Origin of the sequence: Nonomuraea fuscirosea, from assembly GCF_035917475.1 — a bacterium.
Lineage (GTDB): Bacteria > Actinomycetota > Actinomycetes > Streptosporangiales > Streptosporangiaceae > Nonomuraea > Nonomuraea fuscirosea.
The window spans coordinates 9180113-9203800 of record NZ_CP109074.1; the positions used below are offsets into that span (position 1 = coordinate 9180113).

The 23688-nt window shown below is 72.8% G+C and carries 20 protein-coding genes; 12 read left to right on the top strand and 8 right to left on the bottom strand.

Features of this window, described 5'->3' with window-relative positions:
- Positions 1–72: 72 nt before the first annotated feature.
- Positions 73–1071: a PseG/SpsG family protein gene (locus tag OIE67_RS41715; protein WP_326630888.1), complete on the bottom strand. Its 999-nt coding sequence runs from the start codon at positions 1069–1071 to the stop codon at positions 73–75.
- Positions 1068–1781 carry a cytidylyltransferase domain-containing protein gene (locus tag OIE67_RS41720; protein ID WP_326630890.1) on the bottom strand — a complete coding sequence of 238 codons (714 nt, stop codon included), beginning with the start codon at positions 1779–1781 and terminating at the stop codon, positions 1068–1070. Before OIE67_RS41720 ends, OIE67_RS41715 begins: the two co-directional genes overlap by 4 nt.
- A 154-nt stretch (positions 1782–1935) precedes the next feature.
- On the opposite strand from OIE67_RS41720, the gene pseB reads away from it, so the two are divergent.
- Together pseB and OIE67_RS41730 are read left to right on the top strand one after the other, a co-directional pair.
- Entirely contained in the window at positions 1936–2913 is a 978-nt protein-coding gene (gene pseB / locus OIE67_RS41725) for a UDP-N-acetylglucosamine 4,6-dehydratase (inverting) (RefSeq protein ID WP_106236222.1), read from the top strand.
- Complete coding sequence (locus tag OIE67_RS41730; protein ID WP_326630894.1) at positions 2913–4037, top strand: aminotransferase class I/II-fold pyridoxal phosphate-dependent enzyme; 1125 nt, start codon at positions 2913–2915, stop codon at positions 4035–4037. The genes pseB and OIE67_RS41730 overlap by 1 nt, the downstream gene beginning before the upstream one ends.
- 62 nt (positions 4038–4099) lie before the next feature.
- On the opposite strand, the gene OIE67_RS41735 is transcribed toward OIE67_RS41730, so the two are convergent.
- From OIE67_RS41735 to OIE67_RS41745, 3 genes are read right to left on the bottom strand one after another with little or no spacing between them, the layout of a single operon-like run.
- Positions 4100–6007 carry a glycosyltransferase family 2 protein gene (locus OIE67_RS41735; RefSeq protein ID WP_326630896.1) on the bottom strand — a complete coding sequence of 636 codons (1908 nt, stop codon included), beginning with the start codon at positions 6005–6007 and terminating at the stop codon, positions 4100–4102.
- Between the two features lie 20 nt (positions 6008–6027).
- A complete protein-coding gene (locus tag OIE67_RS41740) occupies positions 6028–7644 on the bottom strand; it encodes a methyltransferase domain-containing protein (RefSeq protein WP_326630897.1) in 1617 nt (538 codons plus the stop codon).
- The gene (locus tag OIE67_RS41745; RefSeq protein WP_245955660.1) at positions 7641–8477 is read right to left on the bottom strand and encodes a hypothetical protein; all 837 of its coding nucleotides are present in this window, start codon (positions 8475–8477) and stop codon (positions 7641–7643) included. The genes OIE67_RS41740 and OIE67_RS41745 overlap by 4 nt, the downstream gene beginning before the upstream one ends.
- A 160-nt stretch (positions 8478–8637) precedes the next feature.
- Here OIE67_RS41745 and OIE67_RS41750 point away from each other — a divergent pair, with 160 nt between their 5' ends.
- From OIE67_RS41750 to OIE67_RS41795, 10 genes are all read left to right on the top strand, one after another.
- Positions 8638–8886, top strand: coding sequence for an acyl carrier protein (locus tag OIE67_RS41750; protein ID WP_106237019.1), 249 nt, complete (start codon positions 8638–8640; stop codon positions 8884–8886).
- A gap of 70 nt (positions 8887–8956) precedes the next feature.
- Positions 8957–9718, top strand: a complete 762-nt coding sequence (locus OIE67_RS41755; RefSeq protein WP_326630901.1) for an SDR family NAD(P)-dependent oxidoreductase — start codon at positions 8957–8959, stop codon at positions 9716–9718.
- Complete coding sequence (locus OIE67_RS41760) at positions 9715–11028, top strand: AMP-binding protein (protein ID WP_326630903.1); 1314 nt, start codon at positions 9715–9717, stop codon at positions 11026–11028. The genes OIE67_RS41755 and OIE67_RS41760 overlap by 4 nt, the downstream gene beginning before the upstream one ends.
- Positions 11029–11044: 16 nt before the next feature.
- Positions 11045–12070, top strand: a complete 1026-nt coding sequence (locus OIE67_RS41765) for a LuxE/PaaK family acyltransferase (RefSeq protein ID WP_326630904.1) — start codon at positions 11045–11047, stop codon at positions 12068–12070.
- Positions 12070–13308 (top strand): acyl-CoA reductase, encoded by a 1239-nt coding sequence (locus tag OIE67_RS41770; RefSeq protein ID WP_326630906.1) that lies wholly within the window; start codon positions 12070–12072, stop codon positions 13306–13308. Before OIE67_RS41765 ends, OIE67_RS41770 begins: the two co-directional genes overlap by 1 nt.
- Before the next feature lie 206 nt (positions 13309–13514).
- Positions 13515–15857 carry a hypothetical protein gene (locus OIE67_RS41775; protein WP_326630908.1) on the top strand — a complete coding sequence of 781 codons (2343 nt, stop codon included), beginning with the start codon at positions 13515–13517 and terminating at the stop codon, positions 15855–15857.
- A 115-nt stretch (positions 15858–15972) separates the two neighbouring features.
- A complete protein-coding gene (locus OIE67_RS41780; RefSeq protein WP_326630910.1) occupies positions 15973–17091 on the top strand; it encodes a glycosyltransferase in 1119 nt (372 codons plus the stop codon).
- 3 nt (positions 17092–17094) lie between these two features.
- Complete coding sequence (locus OIE67_RS41785; RefSeq protein ID WP_326630912.1) at positions 17095–17802, top strand: class I SAM-dependent methyltransferase; 708 nt, start codon at positions 17095–17097, stop codon at positions 17800–17802.
- 216 nt (positions 17803–18018) lie between these two features.
- Complete coding sequence (locus tag OIE67_RS41790) at positions 18019–18666, top strand: polysaccharide deacetylase family protein (RefSeq protein ID WP_326630914.1); 648 nt, start codon at positions 18019–18021, stop codon at positions 18664–18666.
- A 29-nt stretch (positions 18667–18695) separates the two neighbouring features.
- Positions 18696–20180 (top strand): hypothetical protein, encoded by a 1485-nt coding sequence (locus OIE67_RS41795; RefSeq protein WP_326630917.1) that lies wholly within the window; start codon positions 18696–18698, stop codon positions 20178–20180.
- On the opposite strand, the gene OIE67_RS41800 is transcribed toward OIE67_RS41795, so the two are convergent.
- The 3 genes from OIE67_RS41800 to OIE67_RS41810 are packed head-to-tail and all read right to left on the bottom strand — an operon-like array spanning position 20177 to position 23582.
- Entirely contained in the window at positions 20177–20644 is a 468-nt protein-coding gene (locus OIE67_RS41800) for a response regulator (RefSeq protein WP_326630918.1), read from the bottom strand. The genes OIE67_RS41795 and OIE67_RS41800 overlap by 4 nt on opposite strands.
- Positions 20644–22407, bottom strand: coding sequence for a sensor histidine kinase (locus OIE67_RS41805; RefSeq protein WP_326630919.1), 1764 nt, complete (start codon positions 22405–22407; stop codon positions 20644–20646). The genes OIE67_RS41800 and OIE67_RS41805 overlap by 1 nt, the downstream gene beginning before the upstream one ends.
- Entirely contained in the window at positions 22404–23582 is a 1179-nt protein-coding gene (locus OIE67_RS41810; protein WP_326630921.1) for a PP2C family protein-serine/threonine phosphatase, read from the bottom strand. Before OIE67_RS41810 ends, OIE67_RS41805 begins: the two co-directional genes overlap by 4 nt.
- Positions 23583–23688 lie beyond the last annotated feature (106 nt).

Genomic DNA, 23688 nt, shown 5'->3' on the forward strand with positions numbered 1-23688 from the left:
TCCCGCCGGCCGGGCGCGGCTCTGCCGGCCGGGCGCGGCTCCGCTGACCGGCCCGGTCGCGCGGGAGCCGCGTCAGCCGGGTGTGAGCAGGGCGTCGGCGACGCGCTCGCGGCCTGCGCCGTCCACGAGGTCGTGGCCCCTGCGGCCGTGCTCCTCGCGCGCGGCGGGGTCGGCGAGCAGGTCTGCCAGCACGGCGACCGCCTCGGGTCCCGGTTCCGGGCCGAGCCCGGCCGCCACTCCCCTGCCGACGAGCTCCTCGTACCCGATGAGCTGGTTGCCGGCCACCCAGGTCAGCGCCGTGGGGACGCCGAGGTGGAGCAGCTCCCAGACGGCCGAGCCGGCCGCGGTGAGCACGAGGTCGGCGCCGGCCATCAGCTCGGGCAGCCGGTCCGTCGGCGGGATCACCTCGATCGGCCCCTCGGCCGCGAACGGCACCGGGCTCACGACCGTGCCCGTGAAGGGCCGCCCGGTCTCCGTGAGCGCCCGCGCCCAGGCCGGGGCGACGCCCGCGCTGTCGGTCCCGCCGAAGAAGCACAGCACACGCGGAACCCGCCCCCGGCGCGGGGCCCGGCCGGGGACCCGCCGCCGATCCCGCCCGAGCCGCCGCACGCTGTCGCGCAGCAGCACGTAACGCGCGCCCGCCAGCCGCACGGCCGCCGGAGGAAAAGGGCGGTGCTCGGCGCCGAGGTTCTGGTCGAGGTACAGGTCGGCCTCCTGGCCCAGCGGATCGCCGTCCACGATGGCCAGCACCCTGACGCCGGCCTCCCTGAGCACGGCGCCCGTCTTCTCCGGCAGCAGGTACGAGTCGAGCACCACGGCGTCCAGCCCCAGACCGGCCGCCAGCACGGCCAGTTCGGCGGGCTCGCGCGGCGCCGGGACCAGCAGCAGGCCGCGTTCACGGAGCTGGGCCCGCGCCCACGCCGACCCGCGTACCTCGCCGAGGAAGACCACCTCGACGCCCCTGACGCACAGCTCCTCCGCCAGCGCCACGCACCGCACCAGATGGCCGACCCCGCTCTCGACCCCGGCGTCGCAGCGCAGCCCCACCCGTCGCACCGGGCCGGCCGTCACGCGTCCTGCAGCGCCTTCTGGCGTACGTGGGCGTTGAGCCCGCGCACGTCCGGCCGTTCGCGCAGCCAGCTCACCAGCGTCCTGACCGGCACGCACCGGTCGCCCAGCTCGGCCGCGACCGCGGCGATGAGCCGCCAGTCGTCCTCGGTGTCGAGCGTGACCCGCAGGTCGTCGCCGGCCGGGCGGTAGGCCAGCCCGAGCAGCCGCGCGTCGCCGGGGTGCTCGTAGATGTAGGAGGTCACGTGGGTGCGATGGAAGCCGGTGGCCTCCTGGTGCGCCCTGGCCAGCGCGGCCCGTCCGGCGATCTCCACGTCGAGCCCGCGTGGCAGCGTACGCGCCAGGCTCGTGCTCAGGTAGTCGAGCCCGGGAACGGCGCGGAAGACCAGCGCCGCCTCCCTGATCACGGCCGGGTCGAGCATCGGGCAGTCGGCCGTGAACCGCATGACCGCGTCCCAGCGCCGCCCCTCCAGCGCGCCCACGAAGCGGGTCAGCACGTCGTCGACCGGCCCCCGGTGGCAGGCGACGCCGAGCCGGCCGCACTCGGCGGCCACCGCGTCGTCGCCGGGCTCGGAGGTGGTGGCCACGACGAGGTCGTCGAGCGCGCCCGCCTCGCGCGCTGCTCTGATCACCCAGCCGAGGACGGAGCGGCCCTCCAGCTCCCGCAGCACCTTGCCGGGCAGCCGTGTCGAGCCCATCCGAGCCTGAACCATTCCGACAATCCGCACCGAAGCCCCATTCCCCCGTGTGACAGTTGGGTGCACTTCAGTCACATGCACAGGTCTCACTGTGTGTCACTGAACGATCGCGCTATGCTACCGCCTGCCACGACGACGACAACGCGCCAGCGCGCTTTCAGGGGGCCACGTGAGCATTCTCAGTGGATCGTCGATTCTGATCACCGGAGGCACGGGGTCCTTCGGCAAGGCGTTCATCCGTCACGCGCTCGACTCGCTGGGGGTCCGCCGCCTGGTGGTCTTCTCCCGCGACGAGCTCAAGCAGTACGAGACCAGGCAGCTCTTCGCCGACGACGAGCGGCTGCGCTGGTTCATCGGCGACGTCCGCGACCGCGACCGCCTGACCAGGGCCATGCACGGCATCGACTACGTCGTGCACGCCGCGGCGCTCAAGCAGGTCGACACCGCCGAGTACAACCCGTTCGAGTACGTCCGCACCAACGTCGCCGGCTCCCAGAACGTCGTGGAGGCCGCGATCGACTCCGGCGTGCGCAAGGTCGTCGCGCTCTCCACCGACAAGGCCTCCAGCCCGATCAACCTGTACGGCGCCACGAAGCTGGTCGCCGACAAGCTGTTCGTCTCGGCCAACCACTACGCCGCCGCCCACGAGACCCGCTTCTCCGTGGTCCGCTACGGCAACGTCGTCGGCAGCAGGGGCTCGGTCATCCCCCTGTTCCAGCGGCTGGCCGAGCAGGGCGGCAGCCTGCCGATCACCGACAAGCGGATGACCAGGTTCTGGATCACGCTGGAGCAGGCGGTCAGGTTCGTGGTCGACTCCTTCGACCTCATGCAGGGCGGCGAGCTGTACGTGCCGCGCATCCCCAGCATGCGCATCACCGACCTGGCCGAGGCGCTGGCCCCCGACAGCCCGATCTACGAGATCGGCGTGCGGCCGGGCGAGAAGCTGCACGAGGAGATGATCGGCGCCGACGACGGCCGCAGGGCGCTGCGGCTGGCCGACCGGTACGTGGTCCAGCCCACGATCGCGACCTGGGGTTACACGCCGCCGCAGACCGGCGAGCAGCTGCCCGAGGGCTTCGCCTACCGCTCCGACAGCAACGACCACTGGCTGTCGGTCGAGGACCTGCGCGCCATGGTGACCGGCTGATGCTGCCCTACGGACGGCAGTCGATCGCCGAGTCCGACGTGGCGGCGGTCGCCGAGGTGCTGCGCGGCGACTGGCTGACCACCGGGCCCGCCGTCGGCCGGTTCGAGGCGGAGCTGGCCCGGTGGACGGGCGGCGTGCCGTGCGTGGCGGTCACCTCCGGCACCGCGGCGCTGCACGTCGCGTACGTGGCCGCCGGAGTCGGGCCGGGTGACGAGGTGGTCACCTCGCCGCTGACGTTCGTCGCCACCGCGGCCACGGCCGCGCTGCTGGGCGCGCGGGTGGTCTTCGCCGACGTGCAGCCCGACACCGGCAACCTCGACCCCGACGCCGCCGCCGCGCTGGCCAGCTGCCGGACGCGGGCGGTCACGGCGGTCGACTACGCGGGCCATCCGGCCGACTACGACGAGCTGCGGACGGTGACCGAGCGGTTCGGGGCGGTGCTGGTGGGCGACTCGGCGCACGCGATCGGGTCGGCGTACAAGGATCGGCCGGTGGGGGCGCTGGCGGATCTGACCACGTTCTCGTTCTTCCCGACGAAGACCGTGACGACGGCCGAGGGCGGGGCCGTGGCGGCGAGCGACCCGGAACGGTTCCGGCGCGCCGCCGCGTTCAGGAACCACGGCCTGGTCAGGGAGCCGTCCGAGCAGCGCGAACCGGACGAGGGCGGCTGGCACCAGGAGGTGCACGCGTTCGGGCTCAACTACCGGCTGCCCGACGTGCTGTGCGCGCTCGGCCTCAGCCAGCTGCGGCGGCTCGGCCGCTTCCGCGAGCGGCGGGCCGAGCTGGTCGCCAGGTACAACACGCTGCTGCGCGACGTGCCGGGGCTGACGCTGCCGGCCCAGCGCGCGTACGTGCGGCCGAGCTGGCACCTCTACCCGGTCAGGGTCCGCGACGGGCGGCGGCGCGAGGTGTACGTGCGCATGCGCGCCGCCGGGATCGGCGTGCAGGTCAACTACCTGCCGGTGTACCGGCATCCGGTGTTCGCCGACCTCGGCTACCGGCGCGGACTGTGCCCGCGGGCCGAGGAGTACTACGCCGAGCAGCTGTCGCTGCCGCTCTTCCCCGACCTGACGGACGCGCAGCAGGACCGCGTCGTGGAGACACTGACGGACATCCTGTCCTGAGCCGGCGGCGGGCGTGCTTCAGCCGGCGCGGGCATCCTGTCCTGAGCCTTCGATGGGGCGGGTCAGCGTTCCACGAGCAGCAGGCAGCCGTCCTCGCCCCGGTCGATCTGGAAGCTCCGCCCGGCGACCGTGACCCGCGGCCGCGGTCTCGTGCGGAGCAGGGGCCGCTGCGCCCGCCCGTGGTCGATCAGCACCTCCCACCACGACTCCTGGCCGACACGCTCGTCGATGCCGGCCAGGGGCACGCGGGCGCGGAAGTCCTGGCCGTCCAGCTCGACGGGGAAGTACATCTCCTCGCCGTCGTTCCTGCGCCGCAGCCGCAGCACCGGCTCGCCGTCGCCGGCGTCGGACATCACCCCGGACAGCAGCAGGTCGCCGCCGTCCACCCGGCAGTCGGCGACGGTCATCGACGCCGTACGGACGCGCAGCCCCCAGGCGCCCCGCGACGTGCGCACGGGCACCAGCCACACCCCTGACCTGCGCCGGGGCAGCGGGATCGGCGGCGGCAGCCAGCGCGGCCCCGCCACCCTGCCCTCCAGCCGCAGCCTCTGCCCTTTGAGCCGCACGCACAGGTCCCACAGGCCGTGCCTGGCCAGCCGGGCCCGCGACATCGCGCCGGGGTCGAGCGCGAACCTGAACGGGAACGCGTGCTCGGGCAGCCGCCCGCCGTCCTCGTCCTCGACGCTCTCCCAGGTGGGGGCGCTCTCCTCGTCGGACAGCAGCATGACGTCGCCGGTGTCGCGCTCCTCCAGCCAGATCCGCACCCGCACCCGCCGCAGGCCGCCCACGTCGAACCTGCCGACGGCCACCCGGCCCGCGCCGCGCAGCACGCCGTCGCGCCAGTCGAGGCTCACCAGCCTGGCCTGCAGGCCCAGCTCGCCGGAGATCTCCGACAGGTGCCCTGGCAGCGACGGGTGCCGGCCGTACCAGCGCTTGCGCAACATCCCCGCCGAGCCGACCTTGGGCCACAGGTGGCCCTCCCTGGCCTGGGCGAAGACGGCGGCCAGCTCGTCGAGGCGGCGCCGGTGCAGCAGGTGGACCAGGAGCCGGTGCTCGAACGGGATGCTCTGCCAGGCCTCGGGCGAGACGCCGTCGAGGTAGCGGACGGCCAGGTCGAGCAGGTCCTGGTCGAACGTGCCCCCCGCCGTGCCCGTCGCCGCGGCCCCCGCCATGGCCTCCACGGCCACGCCCATGTCGATGTCGAGCGTGTCGCGGTCGAAGTCGGGCTTGAGGTGCGGCGCCTCGGCGGCCAACAGGTCGGCGGTCTGGAGCACCGACAGCAGGCGGTCGCGCAGGTTGCCCGGCTCCAGGCGGCGCTGGGTGATCGAGGAGGCGGGCTCGTCGCGCTGCCGCCAGTGGTAGACGACCCTGGCCAGCACGTCCACGGACTTGGCGCCGACGTGGGCGGCCATGGCGACCGGCTGGTCCTCGTACATGCGCTCGGGGAAGCTCAGCCCGAGGCGGTCCCAGAAGGAGCGGCGGTAGACCTTGTTCCACAACATGCGGTCGCGGATCAGCAGCGGGTGCCGGGTGATGTGGGTGCGCCGCAGCGGCTTGGCGAAGGCCTCGCGGTGCGCCCACGACGGGATGAGCAGATTGCGGTGCAGCCGCATGACGTTGCCGCAGGCCAGGTCGGAGCCGGTGTCCTCCAGCGTGGACACCATGCGCTTGAACGCGTCGGGCGGGACGGTGTCGTCACCGTCCACGAACGCCAGGTAGTCGCCGCGCGCGTGCCGCACCCCGACGTTGCGGGCGTGGCCGACGCCGTGGTTGTCCTGGCGGAGCAGGGTGATCCGCGGGTCGGCCGCGCGTCTGGACGCCACCACCTCCGCGCTCCCGTCGGCGCTGCCGTCGTCCACGCAGATCACCTCCACCTCCTCCCCGAACGTCTGCGCGGCGATGGAGTCGAGACAGGGTCCGATGTACTTCTCGACGTCGTGGAACGGGACGATCACCGAAAGAACCGGCACGGGCACTCCTCATCGTTGGCTCAGCCGGACAGCAGGCGCATGACGCGGCGGGCGACCTTGCGGGGACGGGCCAGGCGGCGGGAGAGGCGGTATCCGAGTGTTCTGCGGTAGGCGGTGGCCTTGCGCTGGGTCCTGCGCAGCTTCGCCTTGGCCCTGACCAGCTCGCGCTCGCGGTAGGAGAGCTTGGTCTCCAGCCGGGCGATCCTGGCCAGCGCGGCGGTGAGCTGGTCGGCCAGGCGGTCGCGGGCGCTGAGCAGGTCGCGGTAGGCGGGGGCGTCCGCGGCCAGCTCGGCGGGCCGGCCGAGCTCGGCGTCCAGCTTGCGGGCCAGGTCGAGGTCACCGGGGTCGCAGGTGTGCCCGGCCATGCCGCACAGGGTCAGCGTGAGCTGGTCGGCCTCCAGCGGCCACGGCCACGGGTGGTGGTGGCCGGCGGCCAGCAGCCTGACCGCGAAGCGCCACAGGATCCGGCAGAGCACGACGCGCGGCTCCGGCGGGGTGGCCGGCGCCGCCGGCGGGTTGACGGCGGCGAACCGCTCTCCGTCGTGGACCAGGCTGTCGGCGGCGGCCGACACCTCGCCGCCCTCCTCCAGCCACGCGGCCAGCTCGGACAGCAGCTCGCGGATGGTCCTGACGTCCTCGCGGGCGCACGCCTCGACCAGCAGCTCCTCCACCACGCGGCCGGCGGGGACCGGCCGCTCCTCGCCGCCGGGCAGCCGCCTGGTGCCCGTGGGGGTGAGCTCGTACAGGGCCTGGCCGTCCTCGATCAGGCCGAGCGGCAGCTCCACCGCCCGGGACGCGCCCGTGGCGCGCGGCGGCCTGGTGGCCACGGCCACCCAGAGCGGCGCCAGCTCCTCGCCCAGGCGGTGCCGGAAGACCAACCGGCTCACCCGCAGCGGGTCGGCGACCAGCATCCGGTCACCGTCTCCCGCGCTCAGCGCGAACGTCAGCGCCTCGGGCAGGTCGAAGCCCAGCGCCTCCCTGGACAGCAGCGACCTGGGCGCCCGCCGGTCGGGGAAGGCCGCGTAGCAGCGCTGCACGCTCAGCCCCGCCGACTCCAGCCCCACGTCCAGCGCCCCGGGACCGCCGGGGTAGCTGGGGTCGAAGCCGTGCGGGGCCCACTGGTCGTCGGCGCACTCGCGGCCGGTCGGCCTGGCCTCGACGAACCGGTCCACCCCCAGGTCGTTGTGCACGCCGAGGACCAGCCGCCCGCCGGGCGCGACCAGGTCGGCCAGCGCGCCGAGCGCCTCGTCCCAGGCGGCGGCGGGCGCCTCGGCCGAGTGCGTGCGCAGCAGCCCGTCGAGGGCCACCACCAGCTCGTACGGCTCCTCATCCGCGAGCAGCTCCAGCCGCCCGCAGTGGACGGTGAGCCCCGGATGCCGTTCGGCCAGGGCGCGGGCGTCGGGATAGGAACGCAGCAGCACGGCGGCCGACGACGCCCGCGCGACCACGTCGTCCACCAGCGCCTGCGGATGCGGCCCGACCAGCAGCACCCTGCCGTCGTCGGGCAGCACCCGCCCGAGCAGCTCCAGCGCCGCGCCGCGCCAGTCCACCACGCCGCCCAGGCCGGACATGTCCGACCAGAGCAGCATCTCCCCGCCGATCAACCGCACGTTGTCAGGTGCCTCGTTGGTGTTCACGCGGTGCGCACCCGCTTCCATCCGAACATGCGCCGTAGCTCCTCCGGTGTCGCCTGATACTCGAATCCCAGCTCCCGCCGCGCCACCTCGGCCGCCAGCTCCCGATCGACCTCGGTGCCGTGCAGCTCCGGCCACAACCGCAGGCGGCGCGCGGTGCCGCCGTACTCGGGCCGCTCGTCCTCGTACTGCATCGGGTCTCCGTAGACGGCCACCTCGCATCCCACCGAGGCGCCGTAGAACAGCGCGCTGCCGAGCCGGTTGGAGGCCACCCTGCGGTGGCCGCGCAACTCGATCAGCTGCTTGCGCAGGAAGTCGCGGCCCTTCGCCTCCCAGCGGGAGCCGCGATCGCCATGACAGATGACCCGGAATCCCCTCGATCCATACGCTTGTCGAATGTCCGGATTTGCGTATTCCAACCAATAAAGGCAGATGGTGACCGGACCAGTCTCGACATTTCGTATCTCGTCGGCCAGCCTGGCGTGGTCGCCGCTGACGGAATACTTCTCCCACCCATGAAAGGGATACCAGATCGTGCCCTCGCGATCCGGCCGGACGCCCAGCTCCGGTTCGAGGTCAAGAAGGTAAATCCACGGAGCGCCGATCAGGTAGTGACCCCGCCGGCCCATCGACCATCCCCGGCGGCGTAGCACGTCCGACCAGACGAAACGGGGATAACCGGGACTGCACCAGTGGTCGTTGGGCGGAAATCCGTGGAGATAGTTCCATCCGTGCTGGAGGAAACCTTGAATGCGATTTGGCGTATCTTCAGAAAGGCCGCAGTATCTGCTGAGTATGCGGGAGTGCCCGTACCAGTGATTGGATTCGTCCATCATTCCCCCCGTACGGTTGCCGTGTCCCACCCGACATTCCCAGCACCCATCCGGGGTCACGCCTCGTTATACGCTTCCATTACCCAGGACGGGGCCTTGGTTTTTCATCGCGAACAATTGCGGCTACACTTCGTCATGGCTTGAGGACAGAGAGTGAGTGATCATGAGTCATCTCGATCGCCTGCGGGCCGTGTTCCGCATGGCGCTCAACCTGCCGCCCGACGCCGACGTCGACGACCTGCGATACCGGGCCATCCCGCAGTGGGACTCCCTGGCGCACATGGCGTTGGTCGCCGCGATGGAGGACGAGTTCTCCATCATGATCGACACCGACGAGATGATCGACATGAGCTCGTTCGCGCTGGCGGCCGAGCTGCTCGAGAAGCACGGCGTCGGTGCGGCCGCCCGCTGAGCCCCGCCCGGCGAGCGCCGGCCCGACGGAGCCCTGCTCGGCCACCGCCGCAGGGCCCACCGAGTGCTCCGTGACCGGCCCCGCGACAGGCTCGGCGGCACCCAGGATCGCCCTCGTCACCGGCTCGACGAGGGGCATCGGCCGAGCCGTCGCCTGCGCCCTGGCCACGGCTCACCACACGGTCGTGCTGCACGGCCGCGACGAGGAGCGCGCCGCGAAGGCCGCGGCCGAGGTCGCGGCCGAGACCGGCGGCGTGACCGACTTCGCCCACGGCGACGTCGCCGACGCCGGGCGGCTCGCCGACATGATGCGGCGGATCCACCAGCGCCACGGCCGCCTCGACACCCTCGTGGTCAACGCCGGCGTGCACGCCGCCGGCCTGCTCGGCCTCACCGGGCGCGAGACGGTCAGCCACCTGTTCGAGGTCAACGCCGCCGGCGCGGTGCACACGCTGCAGTCGGCGCTGAAGCTGCTGCGCAGGGGCCAGGCCCCCGCGGTGGTGCTGGTCTCCTCGGTGATGGGCCGCGCGGGCGGTGCCGGTCAGGCGGTCTACTCCGCGAGCAAGGCCGCGGTGCTCGGCCTCACCCTGGCCGCGGCCAAGGAGCTCGGCCCCGCCGGGGTCAGGGTCAACGCCGTGACGCCCGGCTACATCGAGACCGACCTGCTCGCCACGCTCGACGACGAAGGGCGGGCCGGGGTCGTCGCGGCCACCCCGCTCGGCCGTCTCGGCAGTCCCGGCGACGTCGCCGGCGCCGTGGCGTTCCTGGTCTCGCCGGCCGCCGCGTTCATCACCGGTCAGGTGCTCGGCGTGGACGGCGGGCTGGTGCCATGATGTTCCCCCACCCGCGCGCCCGGCTCATCGCCGCGGGAGACGCGAAGGGCCTGGAGGGCGACGACCTGGCCCGCTACGTCAAGCGCTCGGCGGAAAACCTCGACGGGCTGCGGCCGGGGCCGCTGTTCTGCGCCATGCGCAACACCCTGGCTTCGGTGTTCTGCTATCTCGGGGCCTGGCACTCCGGCCGGCCGATCGCGCTGCTCGACCCCGACCTGCCCACGGCCACGCTGGCCGACCTGGCCGACCGGTTCAGGCCGGCCGCGCTGCTCGGCTTCACCAACCCGCTCGACGGGCCGCCGCCACCGCGCGGCGACCTGCCCGACCCTCATCCCGACCTGGGCCTGCTCCTGGCCACCTCGGGCTCGACCGGCAACCCCAGGCTCGTCCGGCTGTCCCGTCAGGCGGTCCTGGCCAACGCCGCCGCCATCGCCTCGACGCTGTCCATCGGGCCCGAGGTGATCTCGCCCACGAGCCTGCCGCTGCACTACAGCTACGGGCTGTCGGTGCTCAACAGCCACCTCATCGCCGGCGCGACCGTGGTGCTGACGGAGGCGGGGCTGCTGGAGCGCTCGTTCTGGGCCGACTTCTCCGCCCACGGCTGCACGTCGCTGGCGGCGGTCCCCTACCAGTACACGATGATGCGCCGCATGCGCTTCGACCGCGAGCGCTATCCCGCCCTCACCACGCTCACCCAGGCCGGCGGGCGGCTCGCGCCCGAGCTGATCAGGGAGTTCGCCGGGCAGGTCGACCGCTTCTACGTGATGTACGGCCAGACCGAGGCCACCGCCCGCATGGCCGTGCTGCCGCCCGAGCGGCTGGCCGACAAGCTCGGCTCGGCCGGGCTGGCGCTGCCCGGCGGGCGGCTGGAGGCCGACGACGACGGCGAGATCCTCTACCACGGGCCCAACGTCATGATGGGCTACGCCGACACCGCCGACGACCTGTCCAGGGGCGACGACCTGGGCGGGGTGCTGCGCACGGGCGACCTGGGGCGGGTCGACCCCGACGGGTTCCTGCACATCACCGGGCGGCTCAAGCGGATGGCCAAGATCTTCGGCATCCGGGTCAACCTCGACGACGTCGAGCGCATGCTGCGCGGCTCCGGTCCGGTGGCGGTCACCGCCGGCGACGACCGGGTGACCATCTGGACCGAGACGCTCGACCCGCCCGCGCGCGTGCTCATGGCCCGGCGGCTGGCCGCCGAGCTGCGGCTGCACTGGAGCGGGTTCGAGGTCAACCACATCGACCGGCTGCCGCTGCTGGCGTCCGGCAAGATCGACTACCGCACCCTGGAGTCACTCACGTGAGCGGGCGTCCCGCGCGATGAGCGTGTTCACCCTGGCCGGCCCCGAGCGGGACGCCGCGCTGCTGCCCCGGCTGGCGGCGCTGACCGAGCGGCACCGCGAGGCGTGCCCGCCCTACCGCCGCATCCTCGACGCGATCGGCTCCGCGCCTCCCTACGAGCGGGTGGCCGACCTGCCGTGGCTGCCGGTGCGGCTGTTCAAGACCCACGAGCTGCGCAGCGTGCCGGAGGACCAGGTCTTCCGGGTGCTGACCTCCAGCGGCACCACCGGCCAGCGGCCGAGCCGGATCTACCTCGACCAGGAGGCCGCCGCCGCGCAGACCCGCATGCTGGCCGCCACCGTGCGGGCGGTGCTGGGTGAGCGGCGGCTGCCGATGCTGATCGTCGACAGCCGTTCCGTGGTGCGCGACCCCACGCTGAGCGCCCGCGGCGCCGGCGTGCTCGGCATGATGAACTTCGGCCGGGACCACACGTTCGTGCTCGGCGAGCAGGGGCTCGTGGACGCGGAGGCGGTCACGTCCTTCCTGCGGCGTCACGGCGGCGCGCCGTTCCTGATCTTCGGCTTCACCTACATGGTCTGGCTCCACCTGCTCGGCCTGGGCGGCGACCTGTCGCAGGCGGTGCTCATCCACTCGGGCGGCTGGAAGCGGCTGGCCGAGCAGGCGGTCGGCAACGCCGAGTTCCGGCGGCGGCTGGCGGCCGAGTGCGGCCTGACCCGGGTGCACAACTTCTACGGCATGGTCGAGCAGATCGGCACCGTCTTCCTCGAAGGCCCCGACGGCGACGGGCTCTACTGCCCCGACTTCGCCGACGTGGTCATCCGCGACCCCGAGACCTGGCAGGAGGCGGCCGACGGGGTGCCGGGGCTGATCGAGGTGGTCAGCACGCTGCCCACGTCCTATCCGGGTCACGTGCTGCTGACCGAGGACATGGGCGTGGTGCGCGGCGTCGACGACGGCAGCTGGCCCGGCAAACGCTTCGAGGTACTCGGCCGGCTGCCGCGGGCCGAGGCGCGCGGTTGCAGCGACACCTTCGGGCAGGGCTGATGCCGGACAACAGCACCACCATCGACGTCCCCGCCGTGGACGTCAGGTTCCCGGCCGCCGGCACCGTGCCGGTCCAGGGGCTGCTCACCGGGCTCGACGGCACCCTGCGGGTGGGTGACGAGCGGATCAGGGAGTTCCTCGCGGCCTTCGGCCGGCGGCTGCTGCGGCCCGCGCTGGCGCGCCGCCATCCCGAGCTGGGCTCGCTGGGCTTCTTCCTGCGGCCGAGCGAGCTGGCCCGCACCATCGACGGTCTGGGCGGTCAGCACGTACGCGTCCCGCGCGGCCTCGTCTTCCACGTCCCGCCCGCGAACGTCGACACGGTCTTCGTCTACTCCTGGGCCCTGTCGGCGCTGATGGGCAACCGCAACGTCGTGCGCCTGTCCCCCCGTTCCGGCGCGGTCGCCGAGACGATCCTGGAGACGCTGCACGAGGCGCTGGCCGACGCCGACCCCGCCGTCGCGGCCACGCAGCGCGTCGTCTCCTACGACCGCTCCGACGCCGTCACGGCCGCGCTGTCGGCCGCCTGCGACCTGCGGGTGGTTTGGGGCGGCGACCACACGGTGAGGGAGCTGCGCCGCCACGCCCTCGCCCCCCACGCCCGCGACCTGACCTTCCCCGACCGCTCCTCCTTCGCCGTCATCCGGGCGGCGGCGTGGCTGTGCGCGCCCAGGGCCGCTCGCGTGACGGTCGCCGAGGGGTTCGTCAACGACACCTACTGGTTCGACCAGGCCGCCTGCTCCTCGCCCAGGACCGTGTTCTGGGTGGGCGCGCCGGGCGACTGCGACGCGGCGCGGGCCGACTTCACCGACCACGTCTCGCGGGTGGTGACCGTACGCGGGTGGGGCGTCGACGCGGCCATGGCCGTGGAGAAGCGGGTCTCCACCTACGGGCTGGCCGCCGACGGGCTGGCCGAGGGTGTGGAGTTCCGGGGCAACGCGCTGGCCTGCGTCTGCCTGTCGGCCGCCGCCGCGGCGCCGCGCCGGTGGCTGGGGGCGGGCACGTTCGCGTACGCCAGGCTGGAGTCCCTGGGCGAGCTGGCGTCGCTGGTCGAACGGCGCGACCAGACGATGACCCACTTCGGCTTCGGCCAGGCCGAGCTGGAGGAGCTGGCCATGGGGCTGGCCGGGCGCGGCGTCGACCGCATGGTGCCGGTGGGCAGCGCGCTCAGCTTCCACCGGGTGTGGGACGGCGTCGACCTGCCGGCCGAGTTCACGCGTCTGGTGACCGTGATCAGATGACGCCGGTTCCACCCCGGCGTCCGCTCGTCCGCCTCGCTCGCGGACGCGCCCTCCACCCGGGGTGGCCGCCGGCTTTCGTCCGTTTCCTGGGGCGCGGCCTCTTCACGAGATGGACACCGGGCGCTTTCGCGCGTTTCCCGGGTCGGGGACGGGCTGGTCTGGTGCGCTTTCGCGGGCTTCGGTCGGGGTGGATTCCGGCCGTCCTCGTGGGCTGCGGGGCCCTGGCCGTGTTCCTGTGGTGCGGGGTCTCCGCTCGCGACCTGGCGTTCTTCGCCGCCTACCTCGGGGCCGGGGTGCTGATTCCCGGCACGCTGCTGTGGCGGGCGTTGACCGGGGGCGGCCGGTCCCTGGCCGAGGAGCTGGCGGCGGGGCTGGCGCTGGGCTACGCGGTGGAGGTGCTGGCCTACATCCCGGCGAGGGCCGTGGGGGCGCCGCTGCTCGTCCTGGCCGCGCCGGTCGCCGTCCTGTGCGCGTTCACCTGTGTGCCCCGGCTGCGACGGCACTGGTGGACCCGCCACGCCACCGGACGCCACTCCTCCGGTGCCTTCCCATCCGGACGGCACCCATCCGGACCGCCTGCGTCCGGGCCGCACTCGTCCGAGCCGCCTGCGTCTGGGCGGCACTCGTCCGAGCGGGTCGGCAGGCGGCGGCAGGCGGCCGGGGCGGTGGCTGGGAGGCGGCGTGGGCAGGGGGGTGGTCCAGGGGTCCGGGAGCGGGTGCCGGGGTGGTGCGCGTGGGTGCTGGCGGGGATCGTGGCCTACCTGGTCGGGTGGAGTGCGTTGTTCCTGTACCGGGTTCCGGTGCCGGCCGCGTACGTGGACATGCCTTATCACCTGGCCCTGGTCGGTGAGGCCAAGCACCACTTCCCGCTCACCGTGCCGTCCGTGCTGGGCGAGAAGCTGTCCTATCACTGGTTCGTCTACGCCGAGATGGCCGCCACCAGCTGGGTCACCGGGATCGAGCCGCTGACGCTGGTCTACCGGCTGTCCACGTTGCCGATGGCCGCCGCGACGGTCGTGCTGGTGGCGGCGATCGGGCGGCGGCTGGGCGGCCGGTGGTCGGCCGGGGTGGCGGCGGCCGGGGTGGCGTACTTCGTGTTCGGGCCCGAGCTCTTCCTGTTCGGGCCCGAGCAACTGGAGGACGTGAGCTTCCCGACGCGCTCGATGTTCACCGTCTGGGCCAGCCCGACGCAGACGTTCGGTGCGCTGCTGTTCGCGCCCGTGGTGCTGCTGCTGGTCGGCGAGTTCGGCCGGCGGTGGGCGGCGCTGGCGGTGCTGCTGCCCGTTCTGGCCGGGGCCAAGGCCACCTACCTGCCGATGTTGCTGGCGGCCCTGCTGCTCGTCCTGGCGGTGCGCGCGCTGCCCGTACGCGCGGGCGACCGCAGGGGCGCCGGGCGTACGGCGGGCGGGGTCGGGTGGAAGGTGGTGGGGCGGTGGTGGCGGGGGCCGTGGGCGGGGGCGGCCGTGTGGGCGGTTGTGTGTCTGCTGTTCGCTCAGGCCGTGCTGTTCGGGCAGGGGGCGCAGGGGACGGTGGTGGCGCCGTTCGCGACCATGCGCGGGCTGTGGGCGCGGGTTGCGGGGCTGTCCGATCCGGCGGCGGTGCCGGTCTGGGCGGCGGCGGTGCTGACAGGGGTGCAGCTGTTCTGCCTGGCGTGCGTGTGGGGCGGGGTGGCGGGGCTGGGGCGGCGTGTGCTGGAGCCGGCCGTGCTGCTGGTGGCCGGCGTCGGGCTGGCCGGGATCGGCGCGAGCGTTCTGCTCGGGCATCCGGCGGACTCGCAGCTGTACTTCCTGGAGGCGGCGCGGCCCTACCTGTCGATCGCCGCCGTGTGCGGGGTGCTGGCGGCGTCGCGCCTGCCGTGGGCCCGGCTCGCCGGCCTGGTGGGGGCGGGAGCGGCGGCCGCGCTGGTGGCGAGCCTGCTGAGCACACTGGTGCCGGACCCGACGGGCTTTCCTGGAGGAAGGCTGGGGCTGGTCGTGGCGCCGTACGCGGTGCTGGCGGTGGCGGCGGTGCTGGTGTGGCGGCGCGGGCACGTGCTGGCGGTGGTCGCGGTGCTGGCGGGGTACGCCGTGCCGACCTCCGTACGGGAGGTGGCCGGGCACGTGCTCCCGGACGGTGAGCGGCGCGAGCGGCTCGTCCCGCCGGGGGCGCGGGCGGCGGGGCGGTGGCTGCGGGCCCACTCCGCGCCCGGCGACGTGGTGGCCACCGATCTGCACTGCCTGCACGACGGGTGGCAGGTGTGCGACAGCAGGCACTTCTGGGTGTCGGGGTTCAGCGAGCGACGGATGCTGGTCGAGGGCTGGGCGTACGCCGAGAGCACGCTGGCACGGGCCGGGCTGTTCGCGGGCTCCTACCTCGCGGTGCCGTTCGCGGACCAGAAACGGCTGGCGGCGAACGACGTGGTCTTCCGCGCGCCCACCGCGGAGAACGTCCGGCGGCTCGCCGACGAATACGGCGTCACGTGGCTTTTCACCGGGATGAATCCGCGACTGGAGGAATTCGCCCGATTGCGGTTTCGCAACGCGACCACGTCCATCTATCGAATCCCCTGAGGAAGTAAAAAGATCCTCTCGTTCGCGGAATGGGGAAGGGAAACCACCCGCGCCCCGCCGGACGCCCCAGGACCATACCCGTGGATCGAAGGGCCACGGGAGATCAGGGGAGTCTATGGACACGCGTGCCATCGTGGAGCCGAGCCCCGGCATTCTCGACCCGGCGGCCCGGGTGGCGAGCGTCGACATCGTCATCCCCGTGCTCAACGAGGAACGCGCCCTGCCCGGCTGCGTCCGTACGCTGACCCGCTACCTCGACGGCGGCTTCCCGCTGCCGTGGCGCGTCACGATCGTGGACAACGGCAGCACCGACGCCACCTGGCCGCTGGCCAGGGCCCTGGCGGCTGAGCTGGAGAACGTGCACGCGCGCCACCTGGACGTCAGGGGCCGGGGCGCGGCGCTGCGGGCGGCCTGGCAGGACAGCCCGGCCGACGTCGTGGCGTACATGGACGTCGATCTGTCCACCGGTCTCGGCGCCCTGTTCCCGCTGGTCGCCTCGGTGGCCAGCGGGCACTCCGAGCTCGCCGTCGGCACCCGGTTGGCGCACGGCGCGCGCATCCGCCGCTCGCTGCGCCGCGAGGTGGTCTCACGGGGCTACAACGCGCTGCTCAGGTACGGCTTCGGGGTGCGGTTCAGCGACGCCCAGTGCGGTTTCAAGGCGGTCAGGGCCGACGTGGCCAGGCCGCTGATGGGCAAGGTCGAGGACGACTCCTGGTTCTTCGACACCGAGCTGCTCCTGCTGGCCGAGCACAACGGGCTGCGGGTGCACGAGGTGCCGGTGGACTGGATCGAGGACGCCGACTCCCGCGTGCACGTGGTGCGGACGGCCGTGGACGACCTCAGGGGCCTGGCCAGGGTGGCCTGGTCGATGGCACTGGGGCGGGCGGAGGTCGCGGTGGCCAGGCCGGAGCCCGAGCCCGCGCATCCCGACGCGGTGACGCTCGGGCCGCGGGCGGCGACGGTGGCGGCGGTGGCGAGATTCACCTCGTTCGCCGCCATCGGCACGTTCTCCGTCATTCTCTATGCGCTGACTTATCTGCTCCTGCGCGAATCCTGGACGCCGGCCGCGGCGCATCTCTGCGCGCTCGTCCTGGCCGGAATCGTCAACGTCGAAGCCAATCGCCGGTGGACCTTCGGGCCGCGCGCCGCGCCCCGGTTCAGCGCGCTGGCGTTCTTCTCCACGGCCACGTACGGCCTTTTCACGCTGCTCCGCCTCTCCCGTACAAGGAAATGATGGATGGAAACCTCTGAGATCCGCCGCCTGATCGCGCTGGAGGACGGCCACTGGTGGTATCGGGAGCGCCGCGCCGTCCTGCGAAGGGAACTCCGCAGACTGGCCCGGCTGGGCCGTCCTGGGCGGGCGCTGGACATCGGCGCGGCGGGCGGCGGGAACACCAGGGTGCTGGTGGAGGCGGGCTGGGACGCGACGGCGACGGACAGTTGCCAGGCGGCGGTGGAGACGGCCAGGCGGCGCGGCCTCAAGGCGGTCCTGGCGGACGCGCGGGCGCTGCCGTTCGAAGGCGAAAGCGTGGATCTGGTGACGGCGTTCGACGTGCTGGAGCACATCCACGAGGACGACCTGGCCGCCGCGGAGATCGCCCGGGTGCTGGCGCCGGGCGGGCACGCGCTCATCGCGGTGCCGTGCGACATGGCGCTGTGGTCGGCCCACGACGACGCCGTCGGCCACGTGCGCCGCTACGGCCGCGACTCGCTCACGGTGGTCGTCGAGGGGGCGGGCCTCACCGTCGATCGGGTCTGGAGCTGGAACGTGCTGCTGCGCCCGCTCGTGGCCCGGCACCGCCGCCGCTCGACCAGCAGCGACCTGGGCCGGATGCCGCTGATCGTCAACGCCGGCCTGTCGGCGATCGTCCGCGCCGAGCGTTATCTGCCGGTCAAGTCGCTCAAGGGGGTCTCGCTCTTCCTGCGGGCACGGCGGGGCCGCTGAAGCTGTCGGCACCGCTGAAACTGTCGGCGCCGCTGAAGCCCGTCGGAGACGCTGAAGCCCGTCGGCACTACTGAAGCTGTCGGCACCGCTGAAGCCCGTCGGAGACGCTGGGGCCAGAACGAGACATCCGCCGTAACTCCGGCGGGTTCCGTTGGCTTTAGGCTGTCTGCTGTGGTGATTCATGCCCTCCTCGCGGCTTCCTTAGCCCTTACTTCCGTGCCCGCTGCAGCCCTTACTTCCGCGCCCGCCGCGGCCCCCGTCGACTGCCGCCGGGTCAAGTGCCTGGCGCTGACCTTCGACGACGGGCCGGGGGCCTCCACCCCCGCCCTGCTCAAGACGTTGTCCAAGGCGGGCGCGAAGGCCACGTTCTTCCTGGTCGGCAAGCGGGTGGAGGAGCGGCCGGAGATCGCGAGGCAGATCGTCGCGCGCGGGCACGCGATCGGCAACCACACCTACGCCCACTTCTCGCTGCCGGCCCACTCCGACAACGAGATCCTGGAAGCGATCAAGCTCAACCAGGAAGTCATCCAGAAGGCCACGGGCGTGCGGCCGAAGATGTTCCGCCCGCCGTTCGGTCACACCGACGAGCGCGTGCTCTGGGCGGCGTCACAGACCGAGCTGGCGGAGATCCTCTGGACGGGCACCACGCTCGACTGGAGCCTGCGTGACGCCAAGAAGATCAAGGCCACCGTGCTCAAGCTGGCCAAGCGCGACGGCGTGATCCTCATGCACGACACCGTCCCGCAGACGGTGAAGGCCATGCCGCAGATCCTCAAGGAGCTCAAGAAGCGCGGCTACCACCTCGTCACTGTGCCCACGCTGCTGCGCGGCAAGGGGCCGACGGCAGGAGAGAGCTACTTCTAACACTTCTCCCCCAGCTCAGGATGGGAACCATGGGGAGTGACACCCGGCGCGGGCCGTGGGCCGCGATGGCGACCTTCCTGGTCGTCCAGGCGGTGCTCGGCTGCTGGTGGGCGGCGCTCTACCCCGGCCTGTTCAGCCGCGACTCGGTCCTCTATCTCAGCCACACCCTGGTCGGGCCCTGGGTGAGCGATCACTCTGTGCTCTACGACGGGCTGGTGTGGCTGAGCTTCACCGGCACCGGTGACCTCGGGGCCGTGACTTTCGCGCAGACGACGGCCATGGCGGGGGCGCTGACGTACCTGGCCAGGTCACTCGTGCGCCTCGGCGCGCCGGGCGTGGCGACCACCGCCGTCGCCGTGCTCATGCCGCTGGCGCCGCCGGTGGGCGCGTTCACGGTGACGTTGTGGAAGGACGTGCCGTTCACGATCTGCGCCGTGCTGATCGCGGGCGCGTGCGCGCGCGTCGCCGCCAGGCGGGCCGTCACCGTGCCCGCGCTGATCTGGCTCTCGGTGCTGTTCGTGCTGCTCGGGCTCTTCCGCGCGAACGGCTTCCTCGTCGTGGCGGTGGCCGTGCCGGTGATGGCGCTGATCGTGCGCACCATGCGCGTGCGGCTGCTGCTGGCCGGCGCCTTCGCCGCCGCGATCCCGCTACTGCTGAACAACCTCGTCTTTCCCCAGTACGGGATCGCGTCGCCGTCGCGGACGTACGTCTACCACACCGCCTTCGGTGACATCGCGGTCGCCTACCGGGCGAATCCAGGACTGTTCACCCCCGCGGACATCTCGCTGCTCACCTCCGTGGCGCCGCTGGAACGCTGGTGGGAGGGAGGCGCCTGCGCCACCATCAACCCGCTGATCTGGCGTAAGGACTTCAGCTGGTGGCAGGCCGACATGCACGCCACCGAGCTGCTGGAGCTGTGGCGGCGGCTGCTGGTCACCGAGCCCGCCATGGTGGTGCGGACCCGGCTGTGCCGCGGCGCCATCGCCTGGCGGCCGGTGCAGGACGAGCTGACGACCGGCGGGATGACGTACCGGCTGTCGCGGCGGCCGAACGCCGACACCTACGTCGGGCCGCACGAGGTGACCGACTTCCCCGAGCGGTGGGTGTTCTCGCTGCGGCCGCTGTCGATGGAGCTGAACCGGGTGGCCGAGCCCTGGCTGGACGCCGCGCTGACTCCCGCGTGGGACTGGGTGTTGTGGCGGGGGGCGTCGTGGGCGTACCTGTCGTACCTGGCGGCGGGGCTGGCGGCGTGGGCGCTGCGCAGCCGGTACGTCCTCGTGGTGGCGGCGGCCGTGGCCGCGCAGCAGGTCGTGGTGCTGGCCAACATCTCGGCGCAGGACTTCAGGTACATGGCCGCGCCCATCCTGGTCGGGGTGCTGCTCGTGCCGCTGCTGGCGGCGAGCGTGATCCGGCTGCTGGTCCGGCTGCTGACCTGGCCGTTCCGGCGCCGCCGGCGGAGGCCGCCGGTGGCGCGGCCGCACACCGCCCCGCCCCTGGACGCGGAGCGGGTCTAGCGGAGGTCGTCGTCGCCGCCCAGAGAGGCGCGGCCGGGCAGGCGGACGACCGTGACGAAGAAGTCGTCGATCTGGCGGATCACGGCCATGAACCGGTCGAGGTCGACGGGCTTGCTCACGTACGCGTTCGCGAACAGCTCGTAGCTGCGCAGGATGTCCTCCTCGGCCGAGGACGTGGTCAGGACGACCACGGGGATCGAGCGCAGCGCCGGGTCGCCCTTGATCTGCTCCAGCACCTGGCGGCCGTCGTACTTCGGCAGGTTCAGGTCGAGCAGGATGAGGTCGGGGCGGGGCGCGCCCTCGTACGCGTTGCGCCGGTGGACGAAGTCGAGCGCCTCCAGGCCGTCCCTGACGACGTGCAGGTTGTTGCGGATCTTGTTGTCCTCGAACGCCTCGCGGGTGATGAGCTCGTCGCCCGGATCGTCCTCGACGAGCAGCACTTCGATGGGCTTCCCGGTCGTCATCAGCCGGCTTCCTCGCTCTCGGCGGGCCGGGGCGGCTGCCCGGACCCCCCGGCCTGGGCCTCGGCGGGCACCTCGGCCGATCCCGCTGCGGGCACCTCGGCGGGCACCTCGGCGGGCACCTCGGCGGGCACCTCGGCGGGCACCTCGGCGGGCAGGGTGAAGCGCAGGCAGGCGCCGCCTTTGTAGTCGGTGTCCAGCCAGATCCGGCCGCCGTGGTTCTCCACGATCTTCTTGCACATCGCCAGGCCGATGCCGGTGCCGCTGTAGGTCTCGCGGCTGTGCAGGCGCTGGAAGATGATGAAGATTTTGTCGGCGAACTCCGTCTCGACGCCGATGCCGTTGTCCGCGACCGAGAACTCCCAGCCGTCCTCGCCCGCGGGCGCGCAGTCGATCCTGATCACGGGCGCGCGGCCGGGGTCGCGGAACTTGATGGCGTTGCTGATCAGGTTCTGCCAGAGCAGGCGCAGCATCGTGGGGTCGCCGACGACGCTGGGCAGCTTTCCGGGGCGTTCGATGCTGGCGCCCGACTCCTCGATGGGCGCCGACAGGTCGTCGATGACCTTGTCCAGGGCCTCCTCCAGCTCCACGGGCTCGCGGTCGTCGTACATCCTGCCCACGCGCGAGAAGCTCAGCAGGTCGTTGATGAGGACCTGCATCCGGGTGGCTCCGTCGACCGCGAAGCGGATGTACTGGGTCCCGCGCTCGTCCAGCACCGAGCCGTAGCGCTTCTCCAGCAGCTGGCAGAAGGTGGCGACCTTGCGCAGCGGCTCCTGCAGGTCGTGCGAGGCCACGTACGCGAACTGCTCCAGCTCGGCGTTCGAGCGGCGCAGCTCACCCGCCTGCGCGTCGAGGTCGGCGGCCTGCTCGCGCAGCTGCACCTGCTGCCGGTGCGAGTCCGCCAGCGCGCGGACGATCTGCTCGCGCATCAGGTCCACGTCCTCGGCGACCTCGCGGATGTCGGCGGCGCCCCGCGCGGGGATCACGTGCTCGAAGTCGCCGGCCGCGATCTGGCGGCTGGCCTGGCGCAGGTCGTTGAGCGGGATGCCGACCGCCCGGCGCAGCAGGACGCCCATGGCGAGGGCCGCCAGCGGGAAGACCACGAGGATGGCCAGGAAGGCCCAGTTGCGGATCTGCTCGGCCCTGACCAGGTCGGCCTGGGACTGCGCGCGAGCCAGCGCCAGGCGGGCGTTCTGCCGTTCCAGCAGCACCCTGATCTCGTCGAAGACCCGCTTGCTCTCCTCCACCCTGGCGGCGGCGACGGCGCCGTCGGCGCGTCTGTCCTCCGTCATGGGCTCGGCGTACTCGCTGCGCCAGACGGCGGCGCGGTCGCGGACGGCGTTCAGCTGGGCGAGCAGGTCCGGCCGGTCGGAGAGGAGCGCGGCGACCTGCTCGTAGCTGAGCCGCTCGGCGGCCACTCCTTCGCCGTACGGCTCCAGGAACTCCTGGCGGCCGGTCAGCAGGAAGCCCCTGACGCCGGTCTCCTGGTCGATGAGGGCCTTCTGCAGTTTGGCGGCCTCGATGGCGGCCGGGGAGATCTTGCCGGTGAGCTGGTCGGACAGGCGGCTGGTGCGGTCGAGCATCAGACCGCCGACCACCGCGCAGACCACGATGAGGACGGTGATGACCGAGATCACCAGCACGAACCAGCCGTGCACGGTGAGCCGCCGCCAGCCGGAGTCCGGAGCCGCGCCCGCGCCTCCCGCGCCTGCTTCTGACGTGCCGGCGGGCGCGCGGGAGTCCGGCGTCGTCGTCACTTCGCTCATGACTCGTCTTTCCAGCGCAGGTGCACCACCGCCAGGTCGTCGGCGGAGGCATCGGGGGCGGTGACCGACTCGACGTCGGCCAGCAGCGCGTCGAGGAAGCCCTCACCGTCGAGGTGCGCGTGGCGCGAGGCCAGGTCGAGCAGGCCCTCCTCGCCCAGCCAGGTGAGCGGCTCGCCGGGCAGCCGGCGCTCGAAGAGCCCGTCGGTGTAAAGGGTGAGCCCGCCGCCCTTGGGCAGCTCCAGCACGTCCTGGTGCCAGTCGACCTCGATCGGCAGGCCCAGCGCCGGGCTGCGCCCAGGATCGGCCAGCGAGACGGTGTCGTCCTGGTGGAGCAGCATGCCGGGATGGCCGGCCCGCCAGATCCGGACCGTACGCTGGTCGGGGTCGAGCACGAGCGTGGTCATCGTGACGAAGATCTCCGACCCGGGCCGCTCGGCCTCCAGGATGCGTTCGAGCCTGCGCAGCAGGGCCGCGCCCGTCACGCCGCTGAGCACCAGCGCCCGCCAGGCGATGCGCAGGCAGACGCCCACCGCCGCCTCGTCGGGGCCGTGGCCGCACACGTCGCCGATCACGGCGTGCACGGACTTGTCGTCGGACTCCACCACGTCGAAGAAGTCGCCGCCGAGCGTGGCCGCGCCCCTGCTGGGACGGTAGCGGGAGGCCACCTCGATCGGCATGCTCTGCAGCAGTGGCTTGGGCAGCAGGCCGCGTTCGAGGCGCTCGTTCTCCTTGGCGCGCATGCGCTCGGCGTGCAGGGCCACCGCGGCCTGCTCGGCCTGCTTGCGCTGCATCGCGTAGCGCAGCGTCCGGCCCAGCCATTCGGCCTCGACCCGGCCTTTGACCAGGTAGTCCTGGGCGCCGGCGGTCACCGCCGCCAGCCCGGCCTGCTCCTCGGCCAGGCCCGTCAGCACCACCACGGCCGCGTCGCCGGCCTTCTCCATGACGGCCGACAGCGCGGAGAACTCGTGGGAGTCGGGCAGCCCGAGGTCGAGCAGCACGCACTGGGGGCGCAGCCGCACCAGCGCCTTGCGGGCCTCGTCCACCGAACGGGCCCACTCCAGGCGCACCTTCAGCCCGCTGTCCTCAAGCAGTTCCTCGACGATGAACGCATCCTGCGGATCGTCCTCGACGAGCAGCACCAGCGGCTGCCTGCCGTCTTCGCTCGCATGGGCCATGCGGGCCTGTCACCCCTTCCGGACCGCGCGCTTGAGCACCCCGATCCGTCGAGACCTCGGGCGTCCCAGTCGCCAACCACGGTCCACGTTGGCCCAGGGGTAGCCC

What these genes read in the sequence shown, in the direction of transcription:
- OIE67_RS41760 (WP_326630903.1), top strand. Translation starts at nt 9,715, where the DNA reads ATGATGTTCCCCCACCCGCGCGCCCGGCTCATCGCCGCGGGAGACGCG.
- OIE67_RS41750 (WP_106237019.1), top strand. Translation starts at nt 8,638, where the DNA reads ATGAGTCATCTCGATCGCCTGCGGGCCGTGTTCCGCATGGCGCTCAAC.
- OIE67_RS41730 (WP_326630894.1), top strand. Translation starts at nt 2,913, where the DNA reads ATGCTGCCCTACGGACGGCAGTCGATCGCCGAGTCCGACGTGGCGGCG.
- OIE67_RS41795 (WP_326630917.1), top strand. Translation starts at nt 18,696, where the DNA reads ATGGGGAGTGACACCCGGCGCGGGCCGTGGGCCGCGATGGCGACCTTC.
- OIE67_RS41745 (WP_245955660.1), bottom strand. Translation starts at nt 8,477, where the DNA reads ATGATGGACGAATCCAATCACTGGTACGGGCACTCCCGCATACTCAGC.
- OIE67_RS41780 (WP_326630910.1), top strand. Translation starts at nt 15,973, where the DNA reads ATGGACACGCGTGCCATCGTGGAGCCGAGCCCCGGCATTCTCGACCCG.
- OIE67_RS41720 (WP_326630890.1), bottom strand. Translation starts at nt 1,781, where the DNA reads ATGGTTCAGGCTCGGATGGGCTCGACACGGCTGCCCGGCAAGGTGCTG.
- OIE67_RS41810 (WP_326630921.1), bottom strand. Translation starts at nt 23,582, where the DNA reads ATGGCCCATGCGAGCGAAGACGGCAGGCAGCCGCTGGTGCTGCTCGTC.
- OIE67_RS41805 (WP_326630919.1), bottom strand. Translation starts at nt 22,407, where the DNA reads ATGAGCGAAGTGACGACGACGCCGGACTCCCGCGCGCCCGCCGGCACG.
- OIE67_RS41770 (WP_326630906.1), top strand. Translation starts at nt 12,070, where the DNA reads ATGCCGGACAACAGCACCACCATCGACGTCCCCGCCGTGGACGTCAGG.
- OIE67_RS41800 (WP_326630918.1), bottom strand. Translation starts at nt 20,644, where the DNA reads ATGACGACCGGGAAGCCCATCGAAGTGCTGCTCGTCGAGGACGATCCG.
- OIE67_RS41765 (WP_326630904.1), top strand. Translation starts at nt 11,045, where the DNA reads ATGAGCGTGTTCACCCTGGCCGGCCCCGAGCGGGACGCCGCGCTGCTG.
- OIE67_RS41785 (WP_326630912.1), top strand. Translation starts at nt 17,095, where the DNA reads ATGGAAACCTCTGAGATCCGCCGCCTGATCGCGCTGGAGGACGGCCAC.